General features: G+C 59.6%; 19 protein-coding genes, 2 tRNA genes and 2 pseudogenes. 11 read left to right on the top strand and 12 right to left on the bottom strand.

Going from position 1 to position 24,748, the window contains the following annotated elements; all coding sequences use genetic code 11:
• Positions 1 to 7 precede the first annotated feature (7 nt).
• Complete coding sequence (gene kdsA, locus UN63_RS10950; RefSeq protein ID WP_104486797.1) at positions 8 to 856, top strand: 3-deoxy-8-phosphooctulonate synthase; 849 nt, start codon at positions 8 to 10, stop codon at positions 854 to 856.
• Between the two features lie 144 nt (positions 857 to 1,000).
• On the opposite strand, the gene UN63_RS10945 is transcribed toward kdsA, so the two are convergent.
• Together UN63_RS10945 and UN63_RS10940 are read right to left on the bottom strand one after the other, a co-directional pair.
• The gene (locus UN63_RS10945) at positions 1,001 to 1,804 is read right to left on the bottom strand and encodes a slipin family protein (RefSeq protein ID WP_104486796.1); all 804 of its coding nucleotides are present in this window, start codon (positions 1,802 to 1,804) and stop codon (positions 1,001 to 1,003) included.
• A complete protein-coding gene (locus UN63_RS10940) occupies positions 1,801 to 3,150 on the bottom strand; it encodes an NfeD family protein (protein WP_104486795.1) in 1,350 nt (449 codons plus the stop codon). The genes UN63_RS10945 and UN63_RS10940 overlap by 4 nt, the downstream gene beginning before the upstream one ends.
• A 267-nt stretch (positions 3,151 to 3,417) precedes the next feature.
• Here UN63_RS10940 and UN63_RS10935 point away from each other — a divergent pair, with 267 nt between their 5' ends.
• On the top strand, positions 3,418 to 3,855 hold the full coding sequence (locus UN63_RS10935; protein ID WP_104486794.1) for a GNAT family N-acetyltransferase: 438 nt from the start codon (positions 3,418 to 3,420) through the stop codon (positions 3,853 to 3,855).
• 8 nt (positions 3,856 to 3,863) lie between these two features.
• On the opposite strand, the gene UN63_RS10930 is transcribed toward UN63_RS10935, so the two are convergent.
• From UN63_RS10930 to fadE, 3 genes are all read right to left on the bottom strand, one after another.
• A complete protein-coding gene (locus tag UN63_RS10930; protein ID WP_104486793.1) occupies positions 3,864 to 5,171 on the bottom strand; it encodes a vWA domain-containing protein in 1,308 nt (435 codons plus the stop codon).
• Between the two features lie 122 nt (positions 5,172 to 5,293).
• Positions 5,294 to 6,748, bottom strand: coding sequence for an AAA family ATPase (locus UN63_RS10925; protein ID WP_104486792.1), 1,455 nt, complete (start codon positions 6,746 to 6,748; stop codon positions 5,294 to 5,296).
• Between the two features lie 76 nt (positions 6,749 to 6,824).
• Positions 6,825 to 9,269 (bottom strand): acyl-CoA dehydrogenase FadE, encoded by a 2,445-nt coding sequence (gene fadE, locus UN63_RS10920; protein ID WP_104486791.1) that lies wholly within the window; start codon positions 9,267 to 9,269, stop codon positions 6,825 to 6,827.
• Between the two features lie 250 nt (positions 9,270 to 9,519).
• Here fadE and lpcA point away from each other — a divergent pair, with 250 nt between their 5' ends.
• Together lpcA and UN63_RS10910 are read left to right on the top strand one after the other, a co-directional pair.
• Positions 9,520 to 10,101 carry a D-sedoheptulose 7-phosphate isomerase gene (gene lpcA / locus UN63_RS10915; RefSeq protein WP_104486790.1) on the top strand — a complete coding sequence of 194 codons (582 nt, stop codon included), beginning with the start codon at positions 9,520 to 9,522 and terminating at the stop codon, positions 10,099 to 10,101.
• Positions 10,102 to 10,106: 5 nt separating this feature from the next.
• Complete coding sequence (locus UN63_RS10910; RefSeq protein ID WP_104486789.1) at positions 10,107 to 10,886, top strand: class II glutamine amidotransferase; 780 nt, start codon at positions 10,107 to 10,109, stop codon at positions 10,884 to 10,886.
• A gap of 582 nt (positions 10,887 to 11,468) precedes the next feature.
• Here the strand turns inward: UN63_RS10910 and purN are convergent.
• Positions 11,469 to 12,107 (bottom strand): phosphoribosylglycinamide formyltransferase, encoded by a 639-nt coding sequence (purN, locus tag UN63_RS10905; RefSeq protein ID WP_104486788.1) that lies wholly within the window; start codon positions 12,105 to 12,107, stop codon positions 11,469 to 11,471.
• Complete coding sequence (gene purM, locus UN63_RS10900) at positions 12,104 to 13,141, bottom strand: phosphoribosylformylglycinamidine cyclo-ligase (RefSeq protein ID WP_104486787.1); 1,038 nt, start codon at positions 13,139 to 13,141, stop codon at positions 12,104 to 12,106. The genes purN and purM overlap by 4 nt, the downstream gene beginning before the upstream one ends.
• Before the next feature lie 429 nt (positions 13,142 to 13,570).
• Here purM and upp point away from each other — a divergent pair, with 429 nt between their 5' ends.
• The 4 genes from upp to hda all read left to right on the top strand — a co-directional run bounded on the left by upp (position 13,571) and on the right by hda (position 17,297).
• A complete protein-coding gene (gene upp, locus UN63_RS10895) occupies positions 13,571 to 14,197 on the top strand; it encodes a uracil phosphoribosyltransferase (RefSeq protein ID WP_104486786.1) in 627 nt (208 codons plus the stop codon).
• Positions 14,198 to 14,248: 51 nt separating this feature from the next.
• A complete protein-coding gene (locus tag UN63_RS10890) occupies positions 14,249 to 15,517 on the top strand; it encodes a uracil-xanthine permease family protein (protein WP_104486785.1) in 1,269 nt (422 codons plus the stop codon).
• Between the two features lie 63 nt (positions 15,518 to 15,580).
• Positions 15,581 to 16,582 carry a DUF2066 domain-containing protein gene (locus UN63_RS10885; protein WP_181068231.1) on the top strand — a complete coding sequence of 334 codons (1,002 nt, stop codon included), beginning with the start codon at positions 15,581 to 15,583 and terminating at the stop codon, positions 16,580 to 16,582.
• Complete coding sequence (hda, locus tag UN63_RS10880) at positions 16,575 to 17,297, top strand: DnaA inactivator Hda (RefSeq protein WP_373294608.1); 723 nt, start codon at positions 16,575 to 16,577, stop codon at positions 17,295 to 17,297. The genes UN63_RS10885 and hda overlap by 8 nt, the downstream gene beginning before the upstream one ends.
• Positions 17,298 to 17,573: 276 nt before the next feature.
• On the opposite strand, the gene xthA is transcribed toward hda, so the two are convergent.
• Entirely contained in the window at positions 17,574 to 18,380 is an 807-nt protein-coding gene (gene xthA / locus UN63_RS10875) for an exodeoxyribonuclease III (protein WP_104486783.1), read from the bottom strand.
• Between the two features lie 48 nt (positions 18,381 to 18,428).
• Positions 18,429 to 19,190 carry an SDR family oxidoreductase gene (locus UN63_RS10870; RefSeq protein ID WP_104486782.1) on the bottom strand — a complete coding sequence of 254 codons (762 nt, stop codon included), beginning with the start codon at positions 19,188 to 19,190 and terminating at the stop codon, positions 18,429 to 18,431.
• A 199-nt stretch (positions 19,191 to 19,389) separates the two neighbouring features.
• On the opposite strand from UN63_RS10870, the gene UN63_RS10865 reads away from it, so the two are divergent.
• Positions 19,390 to 20,424 carry an efflux RND transporter periplasmic adaptor subunit gene (locus UN63_RS10865; protein WP_104486781.1) on the top strand — a complete coding sequence of 345 codons (1,035 nt, stop codon included), beginning with the start codon at positions 19,390 to 19,392 and terminating at the stop codon, positions 20,422 to 20,424.
• Positions 20,411 to 23,506, top strand: coding sequence for an efflux RND transporter permease subunit (locus UN63_RS10860; RefSeq protein WP_104486780.1), 3,096 nt, complete (start codon positions 20,411 to 20,413; stop codon positions 23,504 to 23,506). Before UN63_RS10865 ends, UN63_RS10860 begins: the two co-directional genes overlap by 14 nt.
• A 495-nt stretch (positions 23,507 to 24,001) precedes the next feature.
• Here the strand turns inward: UN63_RS10860 and UN63_RS10855 are convergent.
• Positions 24,002 to 24,086: transfer RNA gene (locus UN63_RS10855), tRNA-Tyr, on the bottom strand.
• A gap of 116 nt (positions 24,087 to 24,202) precedes the next feature.
• Positions 24,203 to 24,287, bottom strand: a tRNA-Tyr gene (locus UN63_RS10850).
• A gap of 108 nt (positions 24,288 to 24,395) precedes the next feature.
• Between UN63_RS10850 and UN63_RS17480 the strand changes: the two are divergent.
• A pseudogene (locus UN63_RS17480) lies at positions 24,396 to 24,485 on the top strand (hypothetical protein); the annotation flags it as partial.
• Positions 24,486 to 24,521: 36 nt separating this feature from the next.
• Here the strand turns inward: UN63_RS17480 and UN63_RS17315 are convergent.
• Positions 24,522 to 24,748: pseudogene (locus UN63_RS17315) on the bottom strand (3-oxoacyl-[acyl-carrier-protein] synthase III C-terminal domain-containing protein); the annotation flags it as partial.

The raw sequence follows: 24,748 nt of genomic DNA, 5'->3' as shown, positions 1-24,748 counted from the left end.
AGTAGCGATGAAAACCGTTCATATCAATCATATCCCGGTTGCCAACGATCAGCCCTTCGTGCTGTTCGGTGGTATCAACGTACTGGAATCGCGCGATCTGGCTATGCGGGCCTGCGAACATTACGTCAAGGTGACCGACAAACTCGGCATTCCCTATGTGTTCAAGGCCAGCTGGGACAAGGCCAACCGCTCCTCCATTCATTCCTTTCGTGGCCCCGGCCTGGAAGAAGGCATGAAACTGCTGCAGGAAGTGAAGGACACCTTCAAGGTGCCGGTGATCACCGACTTGCACGAACCCCATCAGGCGGCACCGGTGGCCGAAGTGGCAGACGTGATCCAGCTGCCGGCCTTTCTGGCGCGGCAGACCGATCTGGTGGAAGCCATGGCCAGAACCGGCCGGGTGATCAACATCAAGAAGCCCCAGTTCCTGAGCCCGGGGCAGATGAAAAACATCGTCGACAAGTTTATCGAATGCGGCAACGACCGGCTGATGCTGTGCGAACGGGGCGCCAACTTCGGTTACGACAATTTAGTCGTCGACATGCTGGGCTTCGGCGTGATGAAACAGGCCACCGGTGGCGCGCCCATCATCTTCGACGTGACTCACGCCCTGCAGTGTCGTGATCCCCTTGGTGAAGCCTCCGGCGGTCGTCGCGAACAGATTGTGGATCTGGCCCGTGCGGGTCTGGCCACCGGCATGGCCGGGCTCTTCCTGGAAGCACATCCGGATCCGGCCAACGCCAAGTGTGACGGCCCCAGCGCCCTGCCGCTGGCCAAGCTCGAACCTTTCCTGGCCCAGCTAAAAGCTCTGGATGAACTGGTGAAAAACTTCGAGCCCCTGGATACCTCGAACTAAAAAAGCGACAAACGAAAATTGCCTATTAAAAAGCCCGACGATTAGTCGGGTTTTTTAATACCCCCTGTAGGCCCGACTTTAGTCGGGAGTTTTTTACATAGCCCCACTGAAGTGGGGATTACAAGAGTAATGAAGCCTTGAAAATCAGGTGATCTCTTTGGGTGACTGGGGATCTTTCGGTGAGGCGGGGGGGGCGGTGATGTGCTGCAGTATCTTGCCCAGCTCCATCGGAAGCGGAAACACGATAATCTTGCTGTTGTCGTTGGTAATTTCGGTCAGTGTCTGCAAATATCGCAATTGTATCGCCTCCGGTTGCTGGCCCAGCATGCGGGCGGCTTCCAGCAGCTGTTTGGAGGCTTCCAGCTCCCCGGTGGCGTGGATCACCTTGGCCCGACGAGACCGTTCGGCCTCGGCCTGGCGGGCAATGGCGCGGATCATCGACTCGTCCAGATCCACGTGCTTGATCTCCACCGCCGTGACCTTGATACCCCAGTTGTCGGTACTCTGATCCAGAATGCGCTGCAGATCGGCATTGAGCGTGTCCCGGGCCGAGAGAATCTCGTCCAGCTCGTGCTGACCCAGCACGGATCTCATGGTGGTCTGGGCCAGTTGGCTGGTGGCCTCCAGGTAGTTTTCGATATTGATGATGGCCTTCTGCGGATCCAGCACCCGGAAGTAGAGCACGGCGTTAACCCGGACGGTAACGTTGTCTTTGGAGATCAGATCCTGCGACGGCACATCCATGGTGATGATCCGCAGATCTACTCGTACCATCTGTTGCACGAAGGGGATCAGAATGATGAAGCCAGGCCCCTTTATCTTGTGAAAACGCCCCAGCAGAAAGACTACCCCTCGTTCGTATTCCCGCAATATCCGGAACATGCTGGCAAACAGCATGACCACCAGCACCACTATCAGCAGCTGGAAGTAGAGAAAATCGATTATCATGCTTGAGTCTCCTTCGCCGGAGCGACGTTGAGGGTAAGATCTTCCACTGCCAGTATTACGACTGGCTGATTGGCTGCGATGGGGTGCTGACTGTGGGCCTGCCAGCGCTCTCCCTGAATCATGACGGTTCCGGTGGGGTCAATGGTGGTCAGGGCAATACCTTGCTCCCCGATCATGGCGACGACCCCGGAAACCGGAGCGGCGTGGCGCTGTTTGACGAGCATTCGCACCACCACCAGAATCAACGCCAGTGAAAACACGGTAAAGGCGGCGATAAAGGGCCAGGCGACACGAAATGCCTGGTCCGGAGTATCGAACAGCAGCACGGATCCGATGACGAAGGCCACCAGGCCACCACCGCCGAGAATACCGAAACTGGGAGAAAGCCCCTCGGCCACCATCAGCGCCAGTCCCAGCCCCAACAGGGCCAGGCCGGCGGTACTGAACGGCAGCATCTGCAATGCCAGCAATGCCAGCATCAGGCAAATGGCGCCGGTGACGCCGGCTACCCCGAAGCCGGGACTATAGAATTCCAGCAATAGACCGTACATGCCGACCAGCATCAGCAGATAGGCGATGTTGGGGTTGCTGATGGTGATGATAAAGCGCTGGCGCCAGTCGGGCTGGCGCTGTTCGCCCTGCAGCCCGGAGCTGGCGAAGGTATAGTTGCTGCCGTGCAGCTCCAGTGTGCGACCGTCAAGGCTCTGCAGTAGAGTTGGAATGTCGTCGGCTATCAGCTCGATCACGTTTTGCTCCAGCGCCTCGGTGGCGGTGAGGGTCGCAGCATCACGCACCGCCAGCTCGGCCCAGTCGGCATTACGACCCCGCAACTGGGCCAGGGAGCGAATGTAGGCGATGGCATCGTTCAGGGTCTTGCGTTCCATGGCTGTACCACCGGAAGACGATGTGTCTTGCTTGTCTTCATCTTCGCCCTTGTCTTTTTCGGTCGGCGTACCAGGCAGGGAGGGGCCGCCTATCTGCACCGGTGTCGCCGCGCCCAGGTGGGTACCCGGCGCCATGGCGGCCACATGGCTGGCGTAGAGAATATAGGTGCCAGCCGAGGCGGCGCGGGCGCCACCGGGTGACACATAGACCACTACCGGTATGCGTGATTCGAGTATGGCGGTGATGATGTCTCTGGTGGCGCTGTAGAGGCCGCCGGGGGTATCCATGGTCAGTAGCACGAAGGCGGGCTTGTCTATCTGAGCCTGATTCAGCTCGGTGACGATGAAGTCCGAGGTGCCGGGGCCTATGCCGCCCTTGACTTCAAGCTGCCAGTAACGCTCTTGCGCCAGCGCCGGTAATCCCAGCATCAGTAACAACAATAACAGCCCACGCCAGTTCATCTGCTCTGCTCCAACACCATCCTCATTAGAGCTTAGTGCATGGCATCGATTTGGTTGTTATTTGACCAGTTTCGGGATCTCAATCCCGGACAAAGGGTCCGCTCCTCCGACCCGCCGTGAAAACCTGTTGCCTCTTTGTACGCGATAACAAACCGGCGTACTTGTGGCTAGGAGAAAGCACACCACCATTATGCCGACAGCGGACTTTGCTTTACCATTTGCCGCCACGTAACGAGTATTGGCCGGAAGACCGGCCCGGGAGTGAAGATGAAGATAAGGGCGGCGACCAAGGCCGATTTGGGGGCCATTTTCCGGCTGGAGCAAGCCGCGTTCGGTAGTCATGGCTATCCGGATTTTCTGTTTCGTCAGCTGCTGGAGCTGTGGCCGCACTTTCTGTTGGTGGCGGAAAACGAAGGGGTGCTTGTGGGGTACGTCCTGGGTGGCATGGGCGAGGCGAAAGAGCAGGGCTGGATTCTGTCGCTGGCGGTGGACGAACGGCAGCGTGGACAGGGAATCGGCAAGGCGCTGCTGCAGCACCTGTGTCGTGACCTGGCGGATTCAGGCTGCCCATCGCAGCGGCTGACGGTGCACCCGGATAACAGCGCCGCCGGGCTCTATCGCGCGTTGGGCTTCCAGCTTGAGACCACGGAGTCGGACTATTTTGGTCCCGACGAGCCCCGGCAGGTATTGCTGCGCCGAGGATAATTCAACTGTTACTGCAGGCGCGCGGCCTGCTCCAGGCTTTTCCAGTCGCTGAACAGATGCACCGGGTCGCACAGCTGGCTCATGGCATGCAGGGCGGTGGCATAACCGAGCTGTAGCCCGAACAGACGAACGCCCTGCTGCTCTTTGGCGTGATCTACCTGCTGGCGCAGGGCGGCGTCAACCTGAAACTCACCATCGCTCACCAGCAGAATATCCGCCTGCTGCCAGTCCTGCAGCTGTAAACGTTGCAAGGCGGCCAGCAGCGGGGTATTGACGTCGGTGCCGCCGCTGAAAGAGCCGCGCAGCATGTCCAGCAACTCGGGCAGGGTCAGGCTCTGGTTGTCCAGGGTCAGCAGTTCGTCGGCGCCGCCAAACAGGTAGATAAGGCAAGCGCGATTCTGCTTCTTGGCCAGGCGCAGGGCTTCCAGCACCAGCGCCTTGGACACCTGCTCCGCCATGCCGTGCATGGAGGCCGAGGTATCCAGACAGAGAATAATGGGCCCCTGCTGCAGGCCCTGACCGGCACCTTCGCCTTTGCCGGAGCGGGGCGAGGGCCAGTCGTTACCGGAGTCGATGGGCATGACTCCCGCTACCGCATAACTGAGCAGCCCCTGTTCGGCCCGGCGGGCATGCCACAACATGTGCAGTACCTCATGGCCCATGAAGGCCGCCTCCAGCGGCAGCATACGGGCCAGATTGTCGGAGCGGGTAATGCCCTGGGTTTCCATCGGAATACCGGGAATTTTCCGCTCTTGCGGGCCTTGCTCCTTCGGGCTCATCTGTTGTTTCAGCTGACTCAGGCTGGCGCTTTGCTCCGGATTGGGCCTTTGCTGGCCCAGCAGCTGCAACAGACGTTGCAACGGCTGGATCTGTGCCACCCACTGACTGAGCCGCAACAGATCAAACCAGGCCCTGTCCCGCAACTGGCCGCTGTTCTGATCGGTACCGATGGCCGGGGCTATGCCCAGCTCTTCCGCCATCTGATCCAATGCCTGCCACAGGCTGACCCTGTGCTGCCACTGCTCGGCCAGCTTGTTCAGCTCGGCCCTGGTGTGGCGCGCCCGGGCCCGGATCTCGGCATGATCGGCGGGTGTTCCGTGCAGTGTCAGCCCCCCTGCGGTGGTGGGCCAGCTCAGTTCGACCTGCTCCAGCGCCAGCAGAATATCCTGCACCACCGCCTGGGCCACTTCCGGCGTTTGTGTGCAGTAGTCCAGAGCGCCGGAGCGCATCAGCAGCTGGCGGATGCGGCGTTCTGTACTGCTGTTGAGCCAGTTGCCCGGCAGCGGCGCCTTGCCCTTGTCCAGCCGTTCCAGCATGTGTTGCACCTGGGTGGCCCTGGGCAAGAGGCTGCCGAGCGGATGAGTGACTACCAGCGCAAAGAGATTTTCCGGATCAGCGCCAGTGGCGTCAGCCCGGACGGCAGAGGGGCAATCACGATTCAGCCCTCGACCGGCAGGGCGGAAAAGTCTCTACGAAGCTGCTGTAACCGTTCCCGTTGCTGGTCCAGTTGCTGTTGCTGGCGCTCCAGTTGTCGCTGGGCCTGGGTGGCGAGCTCCTGCTCCAGCCACAGGTGCTGGCGCAGTCGTTCCGCCAGCCCGTGTAGTTGCTGGCCGAGCCAGCCCAGATAATGGGTCAGCTCGTCGATGCGTTCATCGAGCTGGCGCAGGCGAGAGGCGATATGCGCCGCCGGCCAGGCCTTGGGCTGCAGGGCTGTGGGGCGCTGATAGCTTTCCAGTAGCGGCTGATACTGATCCAGATTACCGCCCAGGTTGCGAATTTCATCGGCGGTGAAGCTGGCGTCCGGCAGCCGGGGCTGACGATAGAGCAGATCACCGCTGGCATTGCGACGTGGCCGCTGGCCCCTGGCCTCGGTCACCGGCTGCCCCTGTTCGTCCAGATACAGCTGATAACCCTGTTCGTTCAGCGCCGGTAACACCGGATCCGCATCCTGCTCCAGACGCTGCTGCCAGCTGTCGACCAGCTCGGTAATCAGTTCGGGGCTGAAGCCCGGATCGGCGGCGATATGCCGGTGCAGCCAGTCGTTCAGCCGCTCGAACTGATCCGGTTGCTGCCACAGGCAATGGGGCAGCAGCCAGGTATCGAACAAGCCGGCTTCGGGCTCATTGTTGCAGAAGGCGGACACCTTGAGCAGCTTGACCACCTTGCGCCAGCGTCGGTCCGATACCGAAATTTCCTGCTCGGCCAGAAAGGTGCGCAGGCTGTGTAGCAGGCGGATCAGCGCATCGGCCAGCGGCAGCTGCTCGGCCCCGTCACGGATGGCGGTCAGATCATCGTTGCTCAGACGCAGCTCGGTCGGCGGCTCCTGATAGTCATGATTCAGGGTCAGCAGGGCGGTAAAGCTGTCGTCCTGTATCGGTGCCACTTGAAAACGCAGCAGAAAGCGATCGTAGAGGGCGTTCAGTTCGGCTCCGTCGGGTAACTCGTTACTGGCGGCGATCACCGAAATCAGCGGCACCCCGAGTCGTTCGCTGCCGTTGTCGAACTGACGTTCGTTGAGCAGGGTCAGCAGGCTGTTGAGGATGGCGCTGTTGGCCTTGAAGATTTCATCGATAAAGGCGATGGCGGCTTCCGGCAGGTAGCCCTTGGTCTGACGCAGGTAGCGGTCCTGCTCCAGGGCCTTGATAGAAAGAGGGCCGAACAGCTCTTCCGGCACCGAAAAGCGGGTCAGCAACCGCTCGAAGTAACGGCTATCGTCCACCAAGGTGTGCAGGCGGCGGGCCAGCTCGCTCTTGGCGGTACCGGGCGGCCCCAGCAACAGCAGGTGTTCACCGGACAAGGCCGCCAGCAACGCCAGCCTGGCTGGGGTGTCCCGTTCCAGCAGTCCTTGCTGCAAATGGTTGATTAATGCTGCGATACGGGATTTTACGACCATGTGCCAGACCTGTGAGTTAATTGTATTAAAAGTATTTTAATATTGTACTCAAAAAGTTCCGAGTGACCAGCGCCAATCAAGTGTTCTTGTTCAGCATGGCATCGTTAAACAGCGCCTTGTTGGCCACCAGCTCCTGCGGATCGAAGTCGTCCACGTTGATGGTGCGCAACCGGCTGACTTCTGCCTCTTTCAGCAGGGCGGCTTCTTCCTTGCTGATGATGCCGGCGGTCAGAGCTTCTTGTGCCAGCTGATCCAGATTGGTGAAAGAACGACGTCCCAGGGTCTGAGTGACCTTGTCGAACACCGGCTCGGCGGCGATGATATCGGTGAAGGCCTGCTCCAGCATGCCGAGCGGATTGCCGGCTTCGGCGGCCAGATAGAGGCCATGGCCGATACCGTCCCGAGCCAGCCCCGGTGTTTGCAGGGCGCGGGCCACCTGATGATCGAGTTTGTCCGATGGCCGCTTGAACGGCGCGCCATAGGGCATCAACAGAAACTTGAGGGTGGCGCCAAGGCCACGAGTCGGGAAGTTGTCGAGCAGCTCCACCAAGGCGACCTGCGCTCGGTACAAGCCGTCCTGACTGGCCCAGTGTACCAGCGGCAGCACCTCGGCAGGGCGGCCCTCGTCGTTGAACCGCTTGAGGGTGGCAGACACCAGATACAGCTGACTTAGCACATCGCCGAGGCGGGCCGACAGTCGCTCCTTGCGTTTGAGTTCACCGCCCAGACTGGCCATGGCTACATCCGACAACAGGCTAAGGTTGGCGCTGAGCCGGTTCATCTGGCGGTAATAAGAGGCAGTATCGTCGCGAACCGGTGTCTGGCTGAAACGGGCACCGGTAAAGCCAAACCAGATGCTACGCACCAGATTACCGATGGCAAAGCCGATATGGCCGAATACCGCCTGGTCAAATTGCGCCAGGGCCTTGCCAGCATCCGGCTCCTGCACCGACAGCATCTCTGCCAGCACATAAGGATGGCAGCGAATGGCGCCTTGGCCGTAGATGATCATGCTGCGAGTCAGGATGTTTGCGCCTTCGACCGTGATGGCGATGGGAGCGCCCTGATAGCCCCGGGCCAGGTAGTTGCTGGGCCCCATGCAAATGCCCTTGCCGCCGTGAATGTCCATGGCGTCGATAAGGCTGCGCTGGCTGCGGTCGGTGAGGTGATATTTTACGATGGCCGACACCACCGAGGGCTTTTCGCCCAGATCGATACCGGTTACGGTCAGCATGCTGGCCGCATCGGACAGATAGGCGTTGCCGCCCAAGCGGGCCAGCGGCTCTTCGATACCTTCCATCTTGCCGATCGGCAGCCGGAACTGACGACGAATGCGGCTGTAGGCGCCGGAGGCCAGCGCCGAGACCCGGGTACCAGCGGTACCGGTAGAGGGCAGGGTAATGCCGCGTCCTACCGAGAGGCACTCTACCAGCATGCGCCAGCCCTGGCCGGCCATCTGCTGGCCGCCGATGATGAAGTCGATGGGCACGAACACATCCTGGCCCTGGGTAGGACCGTTCTGGAAGGGCACGTTCAGCGGAAAATGACGGCGACCTATCTTTACTCCGGATGTGGCGGTAGGGATCAGGGCGCAGGTGATGCCGAGATCCGTCTCGTCGCCCAGCCAGCCTTCCGGGTCTTTCAACTTGAACGCCAGCCCGAGCACGGTGGCGACGGGGGCCAGGGTGATGTAGCGCTTGTTCCAGGTCAGGCGCATGCCCAGCACCTGCTCGCCCTGCCAGTCGCCCATGCAGACCACGCCCACATCGGGAATGGCCCCGGCGTCCGAGCCCGCCTCCGGGCCGGTCAGGGCAAAGCAGGGAATGTCTTCGCCGCGGGCCAGCCGAGGCAGGTAGTGATCCTTTTGCTCCCGGGTGCCGTATTCCTGCAGCAGCTCGCCCGGGCCGAGGGAGTTGGGCACGCCCACGGTAGAGGCCAACACGGCACTGGTGCTGCATAGCTTTTGCAGCACACGGGACTGGGCATAGGCGGAAAATGCCAGGCCGCCATACTGCTTTTCGATGATCATGGCGAAGAAGCCGTGCTTTTTCAGGTAATCCCACACGTCGGGCGGTAGGTCGGCGCGCTCGTGGGTCACCTCCCAGTCGTTGGTCATGCGGCATACTTCTTCTACCGGACCGTCCATGAAAGCCTGTTCTGCCTCGCCGAGTTGCGGTTTGGGGTAGTTGTGCAGGGTTTCCCAGTCCGGTTTACCGCGAAACAGCTCGGCTTCCCACCAGGTGGTGCCGGCCTCGATGGCTTCCCGCTCGGTGGAAGACATCTCCGGCATCAGCTTCTTGTAGGAGGAGAACAAGGGACGGCTGAGCAAACCGGCGCGCAAGGGGGGCAGATTCAGCAGGGTTGCCAGTACGGCAAACACCAGCCAGCAGGCGGGGCTCACTTCACCCAGCAGGGTACCCACCGCCAGTACCAGGGCGGTGATCAACGTCGTTGTTTTCAGGCGGGACCGGTGATAAGCCAGAATGGCCCAGGAAATCAGCAGTAGCAGTAGGGTAATCATGAATAACTCCTTTGTCGGCATCTGCACTTTTGCCGGCATGTGCATTCGGTGAGGTCCGACCTCTTGGGTGAGTCTAGTTTTAATTCATACGGATGTTTAAATCAAGCTGCGCCGAGGTTAAAAAATAGCAGTATTCGGCCTGGCCCCGCCAACTGCGTCGGGTCGGCTGGCGGTGGAAGGCGGCGCCTGGCTTCCCGCCGCTGGTGACTTGTGCCAAAATGCCCTTTTATCGTGAGTGAGAGGCAATTTCATGTATCAGAGTCTGATCCGTAGCGAACTGACCGACGCCGCCGACGTGTTGAATCGCTTTCTGGCCGACGACGCCAACATTCAGGCCATCGAGCAGGGCGCCAAATTGCTGGCCGACAGCTTCAAGGCCGGTGGCAAGGTCTTGTCGTGCGGTAACGGTGGCTCTCATTGCGATGCCATGCATTTTGCCGAAGAGCTGACCGGTCGCTACCGGGAAAATCGGCCCGGCTACCCGGCCATCGCCATCTCCGATCCCAGCCATCTGTCTTGTGTCGCCAACGACTTCGGTTTCGAATATGTGTTTTCCCGCTACCTGGAAGCGGTGGGGCGAGAAGGCGACGTGCTGTTCGGCCTCTCTACCAGCGGTAATTCGGGCAATATTCTCAAGGCCATCGAAGCGGCCAAGGCCAAGGGTATCAAGGTCATCGCCCTGACCGGTAAAGACGGTGGCAAGATGGCCGGCTTGGCGGATGTGGAAATCCGGGTGCCTCACTTCGGTTATGCGGACCGCATTCAGGAAGTGCATATCAAGATCATTCATATCCTGATCCAGCTGGTCGAAAAAGAAATGGAGCAAGAGTAAGCGATATGTGTGAATTGCTAGGGATGAGCGCCAACGTACCCACCGATATCTGCTTCAGCTTTACTGGTCTGATGCAGCGAGGCGGCCGTACCGGCCCGCACAAGGATGGCTGGGGTATCGTGTTTTACGAGGGCAAGGGGCTGCGTACCTTCAAGGATCCGCAGCCGTCCAGCCAGTCCCGCATCGCCAAACTGGTGCAGGAATATCCGATCAAGAGCTGCTCTGTGGTCAGCCATATCCGGCAGGCCAACCGGGGCGGCATCGCGCTGGAAAATACCCACCCCTTTACCCGGGAGCTGTGGGGCCGTTACTGGACCTTTGCCCACAACGGCCAGCTGAGCGGCTACGACCATCTTGAAACCGGTCGTCACAATCCGGTGGGCGAAACCGACAGCGAACTCGCCTTTTGCTGGATTCTGGATGCCATGGAGCGTCAGTACCCCACCAGGCCCGATGATATGGCTGCGATGTTCCGTTATGTGGCCGGCCTGTGTGATCAGCTGCGCGCCTTGGGGGTGTTCAACATGCTGCTCACCGACGGCGAGTACCTGATGACCTATTGCAGCAACAACCTGCACTGGATCACGCGGCGTGCACCCTTCGGCCCGGCCCGGCTGATCGACGAAGAAGTGGAAATCGACTTTCAGAAAGAAACCACGCCCAACGATATCGTGACCGTGATAGCCACCCAGCCGCTGACCAACAACGAGCAGTGGCACAAGATGCAACCGGGCGAGTTCAACCTCTTCCTGCTGGGTGAACGGATCGCGGCTACCGATCTGTGAGCTTGTGCGAGTCAAAGAGGCAACAGGGCTACCTCCCCCGACACGCTACGGGATATGATACTCATTGCTTCAACCTACTGCGAACATTCACTGGATGTTCGGTCAGGTTGAAACAATTCGTCGCGGCAAGACAAGCTTGCCCCATGTAACGCTCGGCACATAACATCTGACCGCCAGGGACGGCGGAAATGACGGAATGGCAGGAGCACTTTCCGTCCCTGTCATGTGACGGTCGGCTGAGGTAATCCCTGTTGCTTCTTCTGGAACACCGAGTTCTCTGCAGATGGCGCCAACAGGCGACGCCGGAGCATCAAGGAGGACAAAGGGATCTGCTCCACCGACCTTCTGTTTCAGGGATGAAACAGAGAGCCCCCATGGGGCGGGTTTACTCGCCGTGACGAACGGTTTCAGCCTGACCGAACATCCAGTGAATGTTCGCAGTTGGCTGAAACTGTGAGTGTCAGGTCATATGGCGTGTCGGTGGAGCGGGCCCTTTGTCCGAACCGAACACTCCGTCGTATTCACACAACAAAAAGCGCGCTTGTGTCACCACAAGCGCGCTTTTTCAGTAGTGGGAGAGCATCAGTCTCCGGCGTGTCCCTGAGCCGGCAGCAGGGCGCCGTCTAAAAAGACGTTACCTTGCTGCATCACCAGGCGACCTTCGCAGAACCAGCGCACCACCAGCGGATAAATGGCGTGCTCCTGCACCCGCACCCGCTTGGCAACGATGGCTTCATCGTCACCGGCAAAGATGGGTACCCTTGCCTGCAACACCACGGGGCCGCCGTCCAGCTCTTCGGTGACAAAGTGCACGCTGCAGCCATGCTCCTCATCTCCCGCTTCGATGGCTCTTTGGTGCGTATGCAGCCCCTGATAACGGGGCAGCAGCGACGGGTGTATGTTGAGCATGCGGCCTGCGTAGTGACGCACAAAGCCGGGGGTGAGGATGCGCATAAAGCCGGCCAGCACCACCAAGTCAGGTTGATAGCCGTCGATAAGCGCCATCAGCGTCGCATCGAAGCTGTCCCGGTCGGCGTAGTCCTTGTTGGACAGCACGGCGGTGGCGACGCCCGCCATGCGGGCACGCTCCAGACCATAGGCCTCGGCCTTGTTGCTGACGACCGCGACCACGTCGCCGCCAAGCTGGCCGGCGGCGGCCTGATCCAGCAGCACCTGCAGATTACTGCCATCGCCGGAGATCAGGACGACGATGCGGGTCATTTTATTTCGACCTGCTCTTCACCGTCTGCGGCGTTATCGATGTTGCCAATAACCCAGCATTGCTCGCCGGCGTCTTGCATAAACTTGACGGCAGCCTCGGCCTGATCGGCAGGCAGGGCGATAACCATGCCTACACCACAGTTGAAGGTGCGATACATTTCTGTGGTTTCTACGTTGCCGGCGGCTTGCAACCAGCTGAACACTTCTGGCCACTGCCAGCTGGCACCGTCAATCACGGCTTTGGCGCCCTTGGGCAGTACGCGAGGAATATTTTCCCAGAAGCCGCCACCGGTAATGTGGCTCAGTGCATGAATATCAAACTGCTTGATCAGCTCCAGCACCGGCTTCACGTAGATGCGGGTCGGCTCCATCAGCGCATCGGCCAGGGTGGCGTCACCCAGCGGCTGTTGCAGATCGGCCTTGCTGACTTCCAGAATCTTGCGAACCAGAGAGTAGCCGTTGGAGTGGGGGCCGCTAGAGCCCAGCGCGATCAGAGCATCACCGGCGGCGACTTTGGTGCCGTCGATAATTCCGCTTTTTTCTACTACGCCAACACAAAAACCTGCCAGGTCGTAGTCGCCGGCTTCGTACATGCCGGGCATTTCGGCGGTTTCACCGCCAATCAGGGCACAACCGCTCAGCTCGCAGCCAGCGCCAATGCCGGTGACCACGTCGGCAGCGGTGTCTACGTCCAGCTTGCCGGTGGCGTAGTAGTCGAGGAAGAACAGTGGCTCGGCGCCCTGCACAATCAGGTCATTCACGCACATGGCGACCAAGTCGATACCCACGCCCTGATGACGCTTGAGATCGATGGCCAGTCGCAGCTTGGTACCTACGCCGTCGGTTCCGGCAACCAGTACCGGTTCCTTGTAGCCGGTCGGCAGCTGGCACAGGGCACCGAAGCCCCCGAGTCCACCCATGACTTCCGGGCGTTGAGTGCGACGGCTGACGCCTTTGATGCGTTCAACCAGGGCGTTACCGGCATCGATATCTACACCGGCATCTTTATAGCTCAGGGGTTTTTTCTGCGTCACGAGTGGTTACCTTGTCATTTTATTTAGGAGCGGATCTAGTACCAGTTGGCTCTTGTTGGCGGCTGTTGGCACCGTTGCCGGCTGTTAGTCACTGTTTCGGCCGCTATTCTAATTTAATGCGCGAGGCAGTGCCACCGGCGTTGGCCCGTTGGGCCATGTTCTTAAAGCGAATGTTTTTCAATCGAAGCCGAAACCTGCGGTGGCGTGGCCAGTGGATGATTCTGCATTGTCTGATGAGGAGGTAATGCGGCGGAGCTGGCAGACGCCGATTTTGTAAAGTAAGGACCTGAACAAGGCTAAACAGGAAGAAGACGACATCCTTTGCTAAAATTTACCCTGAATGTCTGCCGTAGGGCGCTATTTTATGCTAAAGTCCCGCGGTTTTTTTGTGCATGTGCATACAGTTCAGTGCGTCGGGAGAGTAAGTTGATGAAAGTCGTTGAGGTTAAGCACCCTTTGGTGAAACACAAGCTGGGTCTGATGCGGGAAGCCGACATCAGTACCAAACGCTTTCGTGAACTGGCAAAAGAAGTTGGCAGCCTGCTGACCTATGAGGCCACTGCCGATTTTGAAACCGAAAAAACCACCATCAATGGCTGGAACGGCCCGACCGATGTGGATCAGCTCAAGGGCAAGAAAGTCACCGTAGTGCCGATTCTGCGTGCCGGTCTGGGCATGATGGACGGGGTGCTGGAGCATATGCCGAGCGCCCGGGTCAGCGTGGTGGGGGTTTATCGTGATGAAGAAACCCTGCAGCCGGTGCACTATTTCAACAAGCTGGTCAGCAATATCGACGAGCGGATGGCGCTGATTGTGGATCCCATGCTGGCCACCGGTGGCTCCATGATTGCCACCATCGACCTGTTGAAGGAAAAAGGCTGCCAGCATTTCAAAGTGATTGTGCTGGTGGCGGCGCCGGAAGGACTCAAGGCGCTGGAACAGGCTCATCCGGATGTAGAGTTGTACTGTGCTTCCGTCGACGAGCGGCTCGACGAGCACGGCTATATCATTCCCGGCCTCGGTGATGCCGGCGACAAGATTTTTGGTACCAAGTAAGTCAAAACCGGCGCAGGCCGGTTTTTTTCCGTTCGAACAAGGTAAATATTAATGAGTTCAGCAAATCAACCCGACGCTCTGGCCCACAGCCAGAGTGCGGCCAATACTCCGCTGCGCCAGGCACTGGCCGGCTCCCAGATGTTGTTTGTGGCCTTTGGCGCCCTGGTACTGATGCCGCTGATCACCGGGTTGGATCCCAATGTGGCCTTGTTCACTGCCGGCTTCGGCACCCTGATTTTTCAGCTGTGCACCAAGCGTCAGGTACCGATTTTTCTGGCGTCTTCTTTCGCCTTTATCGCGCCCATTCTGTATGGCGTACAAACCTGGGGCATTCCCGCCACCATGAGCGGCCTGATGGCGGCCGGGGTCATGTACGTACTGCTCAGTCAGCTGGTTCGCTGGCGTGGCACCGGCCTGCTGACCCGGCTGTTGCCGCCGGTGGTGGTAGGACCGGTGATCATGGTCATTGGCCTGGGCCTGGCGCCGATGGCGGTGAATATGGCCATCGGCAAGACCGGTGACGGCTCGGCCGAGATGATGCCGCACAATATAGCGCTGTGGCTGTCTCTGTCGGCCCTGGCCACCACATTGCTGGTATCCACGGTAGCGAAAGGGGTGTTTCGCCTGGTGCCCATTACCGCCGGTATCTCTGTGGGTTATGGCCTGGCGCTGTGGTTCGGGGTGGTCGACTTTACCCCGGTACGCGAGGCGGCCTGGTTCTCTCTGCCGCACTTCGTTGCCCCCGAATGGAACTGGCACGCCGTGCTGTTCATGCTGCCGGTGGCGATAGCACCGGCCATCGAGCATATCGGTGATGTACTGGCCATCAGCTCGGTCACCGGCAAAGACTATATCAAGAAGCCGGGGCTGCACCGCACTCTGCTCGGCGACGGCCTGGCCACGGTTGGTGCGTCGCTGTTCGGCGGCCCGCCCAACACCACCTATTCCGAAGTGACCGGTGCCGTGATGCTGACCAAGAACTTCAACCCGGTGATCATGACCTGGGCGGCGGGCTTTGCCATCGTACTGGCCTTCGTCGGTAAATTCGGGGCCCTGATGCTGAGCATTCCGACCCCGGTGATGGGCGGCATCATGATACTGCTGTTCGGCTCTATCGCTACCGTGGGCCTGAACAGCCTGATTAAGCATCAGGTGGATCTGTCTCATGCGCGCAACCTGTGTATAGTGGCGGTGATCCTGATCTTCGGCATCGGTGGCATGGCCTTCGGTATCGGCGGTTTCAGCCTGCAGGGCATCAGCCTGTGCGGCATCGTCGGCATACTGCTCAACCTGGTGTTGCCGAGAACACAGCCCCATTGAGTCTGGTTTGCGCTAACGTCTGTGGTTATCATGCGCCTTATGCTTTTTAAACGTGGCAACTTGATGTTGAAAAATCTGTTACTGACGACGCTGCTGCTATGTTCCGCCGCCGCGTCTGCTCAGTCGGTGTTTGAGGTTAATCTGGACCCGGCACCCTATAACCGGAGCGAGGCGCGTACGCAGGCGGTGGAGCTGGTGCTGGATCGCCTGACCGGCGGTCGGGCCAATGGCTCCTGGGCACAGGATGAAGCCCGGCGTGATTTGTCGCGCTATTTGCAGTCCGAACCGTCAGGCTCAGGTTATAACGCCGTGTTCAACGAAGAGGAGCTGCTGGCCTTGCTGCAAAGCGCCGAGTTGCCGTTCTTACTGGCGCCAAGGCCTACTGTGCTGGTGTGGTTATCGAAAGATGGCCGTGGCCGTAACGAGGCAAATCGTGCCTGGCGGCGGGCCTCTTCAGCCTATCAGATGCCGCTGCTGTGGCCGCTGTGGGATCTGGAGGAGCACATGACGCTGGACGCCCGCGAGTTGTTTGATGCCAAGCCCCTGCGCGAGGCCAGCCGGCGCTACGGTGCCGATTACTGGCTTGCCGTCGAGCAGGGCGCAGGAGGCGGTCGCTGGCAGCTGTTCGGCTCCGAACAAGAGCAGCCCTTGTTGCAAGGCAAACTGGCGCAAGGCAAGCTGGTCTCGGGTGCAGATGCGGTGACCGAACTGATGGCGCGTCTCAATCGTTACTGGGTTGAAAAGAACGGACAAAAGCGGGCGCCTCGGCAAGATAATCCGGCGCCGATACAGCCCTTGTTGGCCGAGGTTGATGCAAGCGGCGAGCTGACCATAGTGGTCTCCGGCCTGCATCGGTATTCCGACTCTGTGCTGCTGGAGCGCAAGTTGCGTCAGCTCGATGGTGTGGGAACTGTCTATGTTATCGACAGTGCCGGCTCTCAGGGGCGTTATCGTCTGAGTGTGCCGGGCTCTCGTGCCGCTGTGCTGCAGGCGCTAACCACCATGAACGGACTTGCCGTGACCGGTGAGCGGGAATTCAGCTGGTCGGGAGCCAAGCGTGATTAACGGTGATGAAGAAGATAACCAGCCAGCCCAGTTGGCACTGGCGGTACAGCTGCCGGACGATGAAACCTTTGCCAGTTTTTATCCGGGTGATAACGCTCAGCTGATCACCGCCCTTAAAAACGCGGCCATCGGTCAGGGTGACGAGCTGCTGTATTTCTGGGGCCAGCAAGGCAGTGGCCGCTCTCATCTTCTGCATGCCTCCTGTGCCGAGCTGGATGGCGAAGGTGAGACCGCAGCCTATATCTCTCTCGACAGCTATCAGAACATGTCGCCCCGACTACTGGACGGCATGGAGCTGCTGGCGCTGGTGTGTCTGGATAACCTGGATGCCATTGCCGGTGTGGAAGAGTGGGAGCGGGCGGTGTTCAACTTCTTCAATCGCCGTCGCGATCGGGCCTCGGGCTCTCTGGTGATCAGCGCCATCAACGCGCCGCGCAACCTGGGACTGGGCTTGCCGGACTTGGCTTCGCGCCTCGACTGGGGCGTGGCCTATCAGCTGAAACCTCTGGATGACGAAGGCAAGCTCAGCGCCCTGCAGCTCAGATCCGAGCTGCGAGGCTTCAAGTTGCCCACCGACGTCGGCCGCTTCCTGCTCAACCGGCTGTCCCGTGATATGAGCACCCTGCTCGCTGCCCTCGACCTGCTCGACAACGCCTCCTTTCAGGCCAAGCGCAAGCTCAGCATTCCTTTCGCCAAGGAAATACTGGGGCTGTAGCGGGCAGATCTACTCCCTCCCCTTAGCCTCGAATTTGGCAGGATGACGACGGGGTGCAACGCAAGGGGAGGGTTGGGGAGGGGTTACTGCAGAATATTGGCATGTTCCGCAGGTTCGATGCTTCGGCCGAAACGACACCCCCCCCCAGCCTCCCCCTGGCGCAAACCCGCTGTTATGTCTGTAACCCCGCAGCCAAGGGGGAGGGGCAAACAGCTCCCTTCCCTTAGCATTGAGAGTGTCAGAACAACAATGGGGTGCAAGGCAAGGGGTTCTGGCTCAGCCAAAGGTGGCCCAGATGGGGGCGTGATCCGAGGGCTTTTCGATGCCGCGCAGTTCGTAGTCGATACCGGTATCGATCAATTGGTCGACCAGCGGCTGGGTGGCGAGGATCAGGTCGATACGCAGGCCGCGATTGTCGTTGAAGCCCTTGCTGCGGTAGTCGAACCAGGAGTAACGCTCGCTTTCCTGCGGGTTCTGCAGCCGCCAGGTATCGGTTAATCCCCAGCTCAGCAGGCGCTCCATCCACTCCCGCTCTTCCGGCAGGAAGGAACATTTCCCCTCGCGCAGCCAGCGCTTGCGGTTGGGCTCGCCGATGCCAATGTCCAGATCTGTATGGGAAATATTCACATCACCCATCACGATAACCGCCTCATCCGGCTGGTGATGTTCGGTCAGGTAGCGCTGAAGATCCGCGTAAAAGCGGGTCTTGGCGGGAAACTTGGTCTCGTGGCTGCGATTTTCGCCTTGGGGGAAGTAACCGTTGAGCACGGTCAGCTCGGTGCCGTCCGGGCGGGCAAAGCGCCCCATGATCATGCGGCGCTGGGCATCTTCTTCGTCACCGGGAAAGCCCTTCTGGATCTCCAGCGGCGTCTGCTTGCTCAGCATGGCCACGCCGTAATGGGCTTTCTGGCCATGAAAATGCACGTGATAGCCCATGGCTTCCACGTCGGCCAGCGGAAAGGCGTCGTCGTGAACCTTGATTTCCTGCAGACCTATGATGTCCGGTTGGTGTTTGTCGATAAGCGCCTGCAATTGATGCAAACGCGCCCTGAGTCCATTGATATTGAAGGAAACAACTTTCATAACGGCGCCTGATCTAAAAAGGTGGCGCCATGCTAGCAGAAACCGGGGTCAGTCGGCAGCCGGTCCCTGTGGATAGATCATCCGTTTGCTCATGCCGCCGTCGATAATGTATTCCTGTCCTGTGATAAAGCCGGCTTCGTCGGATAACAGAAAGCGTGCCAGCGCCGCCACATCCTCGGCGTCGCCCACCCGGCCGGCCGGATGCTGGCCGTGATCGTGCAGGCTGGGGGCCGGCTCCTGCGGATTTGGCTGCAGCCGGCTGACATCAATCCAGCCCGGACTGATGGCGTTGACCCTAACATCCGGCCCCAGGCTGATGGCCATGGCGTGGGTCAGGGCAATCAGGCCCCCCTTGGCCGCGGCATAGGCCTCGCTGTCGGGCTCGGACTGATGAGCCCGGGTCGAGGCGATGTTGATGATGGCAGCTCCCGGTGTCATCAGGGGGGCCATGTGCTTGCTGATCAGCATGGGGCCGGTGAGATTGACCGCCAGTACCCGCTGCCAGTGAGACAGCGACAATCCTGCCAACGGCTCATTGTGGGGCTGACTGAGGGCGGCATTGTTGATGATGCCGTCGAGCTGTCCGAACTGACGCTCAATCAGTCGGCTCAGAGCCTGTACTGAGGTTTCCTCGCTTACATCAAGGTGCACCAACTGCAAGCTGGGCAACCCGGTTTCGTCCAGCCGGGTGAGGGCGTCCTTGTCGATGTCGACTCCCAGAACCTGGTAGTCGTGTTGCAGAAAGTAGCGGCACATGCCCAGCCCCAGACCCTGGGCCACCCCGGTGATCAGAATTTTTCCCTGCTTCATGCTGTCTCCTTAACGAGGCTCCTGCCGGCTTGTTGTGTCTTCGGTTAATCCCTGCTGAGTCTTCGACTAAGCCTTGTTGCGTCTTCGACTAAGAGTAGTGGGATTTTGTCACACTTTGTTACCTCTTTGCCGGCGGCTGACATAGTCTGGCCGGGTGAAAGGGGTACACTAGGGCCAATGTGAACAAAGGAATAAAAACATGTTTCTTCATAACCACTATCCCGGACTCTTGTTTGTCTGCCTGCTGGTCCTGTCGACCATGATGTCGACGACAGTGCAGGCCCGGAGCGCTCCTGTGGTGTCCACGGTGCGGGTCACGGAGCAGCCGATCACGGCCGGTATCGAGTTGATCGGGACCCTCAAGGCCAGCCAGCAGGTGGCTATAGCGCCTCAGGTGAGCGCGCGGGTTACCCGGGTACATTTTGTGCCCGGACAGGTGATCATTAAAGATCAGGTGCTGCTCAGCCTGGATGACAGAGCCGCGCAGGCGACGGTGCGTGAAGCCGAGGCGTTACTGATGGACGCCCGTCGCGTGTTCAACAATTTTCAGACCCTGTTTCGACGCAAGGCAGTCACCCAGACCGAGCTGGACGGCCAGCAGGCAGCGGTGGCCATGGCCGAGGCCAAGTTGCAGGCCGCCCGGGTGCAGGCGGATTACCTGACCCTGAAGGCCCCCTTTGCCGGGGTGATTGGGTTGAGCGATGTGGCGCCGGGTATGCTGCTGGCGGCCAATACCCCGGTGGCGGACCTGCTCGATGCGAGTAGCCTCAAACTGGATCTGGCGGTACCGGATAAATATTTTCGCCATCTCAAGGTCGGCGATCAGTTGAGTGCGCGCACCTTGGCCTACGGTGAGCAGATTTTTATCGGTGAGCTGGCGGTGATTGCCCCCAGTGTGGATGAGGATACCCTCAATGCCCGGGTTCGGCTGCTGTTTGATAACAGCGAGGGTCTGCTGGTACCTGGCATGCTGATGCGGGTGCAACTGACCGTGGATAACAGCACCCAGGCGGTGATCCCGACCCAGAGCCTGCTCTATGCCGGCCAGCAGCGCTACGTATTTGTGGTGGATGACGAGGGTAAGGTCAGTCGGCGCGACGTGAGCATAGGCCGTAACCTGGGAGATCAGGTAACCATTGCCGACGGACTCACCCTTGGCGAGCAGGTGATCAGCGAAGGCACGGTCAAGGTACGGGACGGCATGCTGGTGGAGGTGCAGAGTGAAGCTCTCTGATCTGTCCATTGCCCGCCCGGTACTGGCCACAGTACTGAGCCTGATGCTGTGTGTGTTCGGGTTGATTTCCTTTCTCGAGTTACCGCTCAGGGAAATGCCCGACACTACCTCGCCGGTGGTGACGGTACGTACCGATTATACCGGTGCCAGCGCCGGGGTGCTGGAGGCTCAGGTCACCAAGCGGCTGGAAGACGAGTTGTCGGGTATCAGCGGGGTCAAGTTCATCAGCTCCAGCACCAGCGACGGCCGTTCCAGCATTACCATCGAATTCGATCCAGCGCGGGATCTGGATAACGCCGCCAGTGATGTGCGCGAGGCGGTGGCCCGGGCTTCCCGCAGCCTGCCCGACGACGCCGATGCCCCCATCGTCACCAAAGACACGGGGCGTAACGATGTCATCCTCTGGGTGACGCTGCGCTCTACCGGTATGTCGCCGCTGGCGCTGGGTGACTATGCCCAGAATGTGCTGGCCGACCGTTTCAGCTTGCTCGACGGTGTCAGCTCGGTCTGGGTGGGCGGACGTAAAGAACGGGTAATGAACGTGCGCCTGGATCCGGTGGCCATGGCCTCGCGTGGAGTCACGGTGGCTGACATCCGCTCCGCGCTGCGCGCCCAGAACGTGGAGCTGCCGGCCGGCACCCTGGAAAACAGCCAGCAGAACTTCGCCGCCCGCATTCCGCGCGGCTACGATCAGGCGGTGAACTTCAGCACCCTGAGTATTCGCCGTATCGACTCGGGCGCTAGGGTCTATCTGGGCGATGTGGCCGAGATATGGGAAGGGGAGAAGCCGGAAGATACCCTGTTTCGCTCCAACGGCCAGAATGTGGTCGGGCTTGGCATCGTCAAACAGACCCAGGCCAACACCCTGGAGGTGGTGGACGAGGTCAAGCGGGCGATCATTGCCCAGCAGCCTTTCCTGCCCGAGGGGGCCGAGCTGACCTGGACCTACGACAGTTCGGTGTTTGTCGACAGTGCCATCAGCGAGGTCTATCAGACCCTGATGATCACGGTGGGGCTGGTGGTATTGGTGATTTATATCTTTCTGGGGCAGTTACGCGCCACCCTGCTCCCGGCGGTAACGGTTCCGGTGTCGCTGATCAGTGCCTTTATACTGGCCTATGCGCTGGGTTACTCGGTTAACCTGATCACCCTGATGGCGCTGATCATGGCCATCGGTCTGGTGGTGGACGACGCCATAGTAGTGCTGGAAAATATTCACCATCACCTGGAACGGGGGCGCTCACCGCTGGCGGCGGCCTATCACGGTACGCGCGAGGTGGGCTTTGCGGTGATTGCCACGACTCTGACCCTAGTGTCTGTCTTTCTGCCTATTGTGTTCATGGGGGGCATCATAGGCCGCATCTTTACCGAATTTGCGGTGTTGCTGGCCGGGGCAGTGGCTTTTTCGTCGCTGGTGGCTCTGACCCTGACCCCGGTGATGGCCAGCAAGATCCTTAAGCCAAGGCAGGCTCCGGGCTGGATGGCGAGCCGTTTCGACGCGGGTTTTGCCCGAATGGAGAAGGGCTACCGGCGCCTGCTTGGCAGCGAGCTGAGTCACCGTTGGTGGGCGCCGGTAGTCATGGTGCTGGCGCTGGGACTCATTACCCTGCTGTTCCGGGAGGTGTCGCAGAGCCTGACCCCGAAAGAAGACCGCGGCGTGGTATTCGTCATGGTGCGCGGGGCCGAAGGGGCCAGCTTCGAACGGATGAGCCGGGCCATGGGCGAGGTGGAAGCGCGACTGGCCCCCTTGCAGCAAGACGGCACCGTGACCAGCCTGACGGTACGTACCCCGGGCTTCGGTGGCGGGGTAAACAGCGGCATGGTTATCGCCAGCCTGGAAACCTGGGATAAACGGGAGCCCTCGGCCGAGGCCATTGTCGGGCGAATTCGTGGTATGACCCGCGACGTGGCCGATGTTCTGGTGATCCCGATACTGCCCTCATCCATTCGCGGCGGCTCCAGCTCGCCGGTGGAATTTGTGTTGGGCGGAGCCGATTACGACGAACTCTACGACTGGGCCGAGCAGTTGCGGCGGTTGGCGCGAAACAACCTAGGCCTGAGTGATCTGGATCTGGATTATGCCCAGACCAAGCCCGAGCTGTTGGTGGATGTGGATCAGCAAAGGGCGGCCAAGCTGGGGATTTCGGTGACCGAAGTGGCCGACAGCCTCAACGTTATGCTCGGCGGTCAGGCCATCACCACCTATGCGCGCCAGGGGGAAGAGTTTGATGTCTATCTCAAGGGGCAGCAGGACGCCTTCAGGCAACTCAGTGATCTGGGCGGCATCTATCTGCGCACCGGTGGCGGCGACCTGGTGTCGCTGGATAACCTGGTCACCCTGACCGAGCAGGGTGCCTCGCCCTCGCTGAACCATTACAACCGCAAGAAGGCGATCACCCTGAGTGCCAACCTGGTCGGTAACTACAGTCTGGGGGAAGCGCTGGACTACCTGGATGGCTTGGTGCGCGAGCAGTTGCCCGACTATGCCATCGTCGATTACAAGGGAGAGTCGCTGGAGTACAAGAGCAACCAGGGCGATGTGGCCTTCGTGTTCGGTCTGGCGCTGGTGGTGGTATTTTTGATCCTGGCGGCTCAGTTCGAGAGCTTTGTTCATCCCTTTATCGTACTGCTGACGGTGCCGCTTGGGCTGCTCGGCGGTCTGCTGGGGCTCTATCTGACGGGGATGACCCTCAACGCATACAGTCAGATAGCCATGGTGATGCTGATAGGGCTGGTCACCAAGAATGGTATCCTGATCGTGGAATTCGCCAACCAGCTGCGTGACAGAGGCCGGCCTTTCGACGAGGCGCTGATAGAGGCATCGGTGCGGCGCCTGCGGCCCATACTGATGACCGCCTTTACCACAGTGGCAGGTGCCATTCCGCTGATTTTGGCCAGCGGCGCCGGGGCCGAAAGCCGACAGGCGGTGGGTATAGTGGTGTTTGCCGGCGTATCACTGGCGACCCTGCTGACGCTGTTTATCGTGCCGGCCATGTACCGGTTGCTGGCGCGGCATACCCAGTCGCCGGAGTACCAGCAGCGATTGCTGGAGGAGGCGTTAGAGGAAAAGCCTGAAGGATAGAAAGCGGGAAGCTTCTAGCCTGTCTCTTAGTCACAAATCCAGAGCTGGAGAACAGCTTTTTTTGTCGCTCAATGTTTGCACATCGGACAAAGGGCCCGCTCCGCCGACTCGTCGTGAATACATCCCTGTAGGCTCAACCGCGCCATCCGTGGCGCGGATGGTCGGCTGAGCAGATCCCTTTGTCTTACTTGAAGCTCCGGCGTCGCCTGCTTATGATGCCAACAGTTAACTCGGGCGTTAAGAAGGAGCAGCGGGGATTGCCTCATTCGACCGTCACATGACAGGGCCAACAAAAGCTCCTGCAATGCTGGCACTCCCGCCGTCCCTGGCGATCGGATGTCATGTGCTGAACGTTACATGGATTTACTTGAAGCGTGTCGGAGGAGGCAACCCTGTTACCTCTTTATTCCGCCAGCCGATTTATGACTAAGAGATAGGCTTCTAGTTTTCAGTAGACATAAAAAAAGCCGGTGCTGAGCACCGGCTTTCAAAGGATGGTGGAGGGAGCTGGATTCGAACCAGCGAAGGCTGAGCCGTCAGATTTACAGTCTGATCCCTTTGGCCACTCGGGAACCCCTCCACGAGTTAACTTCTACCTGTTTAAATAAAAACCTTTAAACAGTTTTTAAATTTTACTTTCCACATCAAGGCACTATATGTGTTGATGAACAACAGAATGCATTGATTGACAATAGATGGTGGAGGGAGCTGGATTCGAACCAGCGAAGGCTGAGCCGTCAGATTTACAGTCTGATCCCTTTGGCCACTCGGGAACCCCTCCACACTTTGTGGGGCGCATATTACCAAAATGATTTGGCTTGTGAACCCCTGAAATGTAATTTTTTGCTAATAAAATGGCATTTGCTGCCAATAACCATTCAAATGCCTAATATTTGCACTTTTTCTGCTGCCAGAACTTAACACCAACCTGCTCGTCAACGACAGCCAGCTCGGAGATTACCTTAATCAGGCGATCATCGATGGCCGGCGTAGTGATTTTGGTTTGCTGCTGGCGTTAGTCGCCGTGAGCCAGGCGGCAGCCTGCGATGGCCGGCGCCAGCAGTTCCAGGGCGCTGTGCTCGCAGGGCGCCAGAATGGCGTCGGACTGGCTCAGCGGGGTGACGCGATCGCCCCAGCGGATCACGCCGGCGCCCCAGGTCAGGCCGGCTCCGGAAGGCGGCGGTCAGCAGCAGGGCACCGGGTTTGACTCGGCCCTGCTCCAGCCGCCTCGCACGAGGGCGA

Source organism: Oceanisphaera arctica (assembly GCF_002936955.1).
Taxonomy (GTDB): Bacteria; Pseudomonadota; Gammaproteobacteria; order Enterobacterales; family Aeromonadaceae; genus Oceanimonas; species Oceanimonas arctica.
The sequence above is the reverse complement of the archived record's forward strand: the minus strand, read 5'-3'. Positions and strand labels throughout refer to the sequence as shown.